Source organism: Promicromonospora kroppenstedtii DSM 19349 (genome assembly GCF_000515355.1).
Taxonomy (GTDB): domain Bacteria; phylum Actinomycetota; class Actinomycetes; order Actinomycetales; family Cellulomonadaceae; genus Promicromonospora; species Promicromonospora kroppenstedtii.
In genome coordinates this window covers 72,889-76,101 of sequence record NZ_KI911760.1, presented here as the reverse complement: position 1 = coordinate 76,101, position 3,213 = coordinate 72,889, and the positions used below count along the sequence as shown (strand labels likewise).

Genomic DNA, 3,213 nt, shown 5'->3' with positions numbered 1-3,213 from the left:
CCCGGACGGCCGCACCGCGGGTCAGGACCCGGCGACGTACGAGGAGCTCTGACCCGGCGCGTTCCCGGGGATCGCGCGGGCCTCCCGCGTGAGGGTGGTCGGTAGAAGGTCAGGTGGTCGGCAGCTCGAGCTACCGACCACCTGACCTTCTACCGACCACCCGACGTTCTGCCGACTACCCAGCCCCGGCAGCGCCGCTCCGCCGTCACCCGCAGCCCGCGAGCTCCTCGGTGTCCGGCGTGAACCGGATCCAGTCGAACGCCGCCGTGAGCTCCGGCGTCGCAGCCGGGCCCCGGTAGGCGAACGGCCCGACGTCGGTCGCGGCGAGCTGGCCGGCCGGCGTGGCGCGGCCCAGGTTGACGAAGGTCGCGCCGTCCACGCTGTACGACGCCGTCAGCCACTCGCCGTGGTTCGTGATCCGCAGCCACACGGTGTCGCCCGTCTCCGGCGGGGCCAGCGCCGAGTCCTCCGCCGTCCAGGAGTTGTTCCGGTCCACGCCGTTGTTGCGCCACACGAAGTCGAACCGCTTGCCGGCGTCCACGTGCGAGATGTCGATGCGCACCGAGTTGGCGTCGTCGCGCCGCACGATCAGCCCTGCCTGCTGGAAGTTGACCTGCGGGTCGAGCGTGACCTGCGTGGTCACCTCCCAGGGTGTTTCCGGCACAGGCTGCAGCACCAGCGGCGCCGACGTCGAGTTGCCGGTGTACGTGGGGATGCGCCACGCACCGTCGGCCACGACCGAGCGGTCCAGCGTGCCGCGCACCGACGTCGACCACAGGGTGCGGTCGAGCGCGGCGCCGTCGAGCTCGTCGGAGCCCGCGCCGGTGCACTGCGCGTACATCGGGTCCTCGGGGCGGGTGTTGAGCGGGTCCCGCACGCCGTCCGGGTCGAGCACCGCGTGCCCGATCGTCGTGTGCGAGCGCTCGCCGTACTCGTAGATCAGGTGCGTCCGGCCGCGCTCGGTGACGAGCTGCGGGGACGACGCCCGCCCGGCCTCCGGCGGGGCGGGCCGCGGGATGAACAGCGGCTCGGGCTCGCCCACCTCGGTCAGGGTCCGGTCGACCTGCCGCGCGAAGATCGTGCCCACGGTCGAGCCGTAGACGATGTAGTCCTTGCCCTTCCAGCGCCACAGGTCGGCCGCCGACACGTTGGTGCCCTCGGCGGGGCCCGGCGTGATGATCGGCTCGGGCTCGACCTGCCAGTCCTTGCCGTCGCGGGAGTAGGCCAGGTTGATGTGCCGCACGTTGGTGTCGTAGTTGGTCATGAACAGCATCGCCCAGCGGTCGGCGGACGACCGGTCCGGGTTGGGGAAGACCCGCGCGTACGACGTCTCGGTGGCGTGCCGGCCCGGCTGGGCGGCGTCGACCATCTCGGTGGTGACGGCCTCGTCGCCGTAGTCGAAGGTGACGCCGTCGGTCGACGTCGCGTACCGCGTCACGGTGTTGTCCCCGTGGAAGTACAGGTACATCTTGCGCTCGGCGGCGTTCCACACGGCGTCGGGGGAGGAGACGTGCGGCACGTCGTAGATGCCCTCCCACTGGTTGGCGACCACCGGGCTGCCCTCGTACTGGGTCCACGGCCCGTCGAGCGAGTCGGCGTACATCAGGTTGATGCCGCCCGGGTCGTCGTGCGGCGCGTAGTAGACGTACCACTCGCCCAGCGGGTCGCTCAGGTGCGCCCCGGCCTGGAACACCGACGGGAAGATGAACTCCTGGTTGGGGTTGTGCGGCAGCGTGTCGTCGAGCGGGTCGACGATCGCCCCGGTCGAGGTGAAGACCGGCAGCCCGGGGCCGGGTGCGCCGTGCGCCCCGGACGCGCCTGAGGCCCCGGACGCCCCGGGCGTCGCGGCCTGCGTCACGCCGGGTATCAGCGTGACCAGGAGGGCGAGGGTTGCGCCGGCCAGAGCCCGGCGCGCGGTGAGGACAGCCATGGTGCGTACTCCTTCGTCGCGGTGCATGACGTCGCGGTTGTCGTGACGCGGCCAGCCTTCGTGCGGAGCGGAGCGGCGGTCAAGGCAGGTCATCAGATCTATCAACGAACCCGCTGATAATGCGCCACATCGGCACCCGGAGGGTGCCCGGGGCAAGCGGCGCGGCCCGCCACGAGGCCCGCGGGGCGGCTGCTAATAATGCGCATCATCAGATTGACCGCGCGCTCGGTGCCCCGTGAGACTCCGGATGTCAACGATGACCCGACCGGGCGTTTCGAGGAGGAGCCGTGCCACGTCGCCGCATCACCCAGACCGACGTCGCCGCGATGGCCGGCGTCAGTCAGGCCACCGTCTCGTTCGTGCTCAACGGGAGCACGCCGGCCGGCGTGCGGATCAGCGAGGAGACGCGCCAGCGGGTGCTCGACGCGATCCGCATCACGGGCTACACCGCCAACCCCGCGGCCCAGCGCCTGGCGGGCGGGCTCGCCCAGATCCTCGGCGTCTTCACGTACGAGGCCACGTTCCCGCGCGCCAGCCGCGACTTCTACGGACCGTTCCTCACCGGGATCGAGCACGCCGCCGAGCGGCTCGGCGTCGACATCCTGCTGTTCACCAGCGCGCCGGTGGCGGACGGCCGCCGCCGGCTCACCCGGGACGGCTGGCAGCGGCTCGGCGTCGCCGACGGCTGCCTGCTCCTCGGGCAGCACGAGCACCGCGGCGAGCTGCAGCACCTGCTCGACACCAACTACCCGTTCGTCTTCATCGGCAAGCGCGGCAGCGACGGCGGCCGGCTGCCCTACGTGGGCGCCGACTACGTGGGCGGCACCGTGCGGCAGATCGACCGGCTGGTGGCCCACGGCCACCAGCGCATCGGCTATGTGGGCATGCGCGGCACGGACCAGCCCACGCTCGATCGCGTCGAGGGGTACCGCGACGCGATGAAGTCGCACGGCCTGACCACGCGGTTCGTCGAGCTGGAGGACGTCGCCGCCACCGCCGCCGAGATCGTCGACCAGCGCTTCACCGCCGTCGTCGTGGCCCCGGAGAACCACCCGGAGGAGCTCGCCGACGAGCTCGAGCGCCGCGGCCGGCGCGTGCCCGACGACGTGTCGGTGCTGCTCCTCGGGCAGCCCCATCACCCGCGCCGCGACGGCCGGCAGTGGTCCGGCTTCTCCGTGCCACGCGAGGAGATGGGCGCCCGCGCGCTGTACCTCCTCTCCCGCCTGGTGTCCGACGACGGCCCACGCCGCGAGCGCGAGCGTGACGCGCGGCGTCCGGCCGCC

2 protein-coding genes are annotated in these 3,213 nt (G+C 72.4%); one reads left to right on the top strand and one right to left on the bottom strand.

Going from position 1 to position 3,213, the window contains the following annotated elements:
• Window positions 1-205: 205 nt before the first annotated feature.
• Complete coding sequence (locus PROKR_RS31130) at window positions 206-1,930, bottom strand: DUF1349 domain-containing protein (protein WP_157602789.1); 1,725 nt, start codon at window positions 1,928-1,930, stop codon at window positions 206-208.
• A gap of 287 nt (window positions 1,931-2,217) precedes the next feature.
• On the opposite strand from PROKR_RS31130, the gene PROKR_RS27600 reads away from it, so the two are divergent.
• Window positions 2,218-3,213 (top strand): LacI family DNA-binding transcriptional regulator (locus PROKR_RS27600; RefSeq protein ID WP_051433441.1); only part of this gene is annotated, 996 nt, incomplete at its 3' end.

Bases quoted from the DNA above. Each gene is read 5' to 3' on its own strand.
- PROKR_RS31130 (WP_157602789.1), bottom strand. From the start codon at position 1,930: ATGGCTGTCCTCACCGCGCGCCGGGCTCTGGCCGGCGCAACCCTCGCC.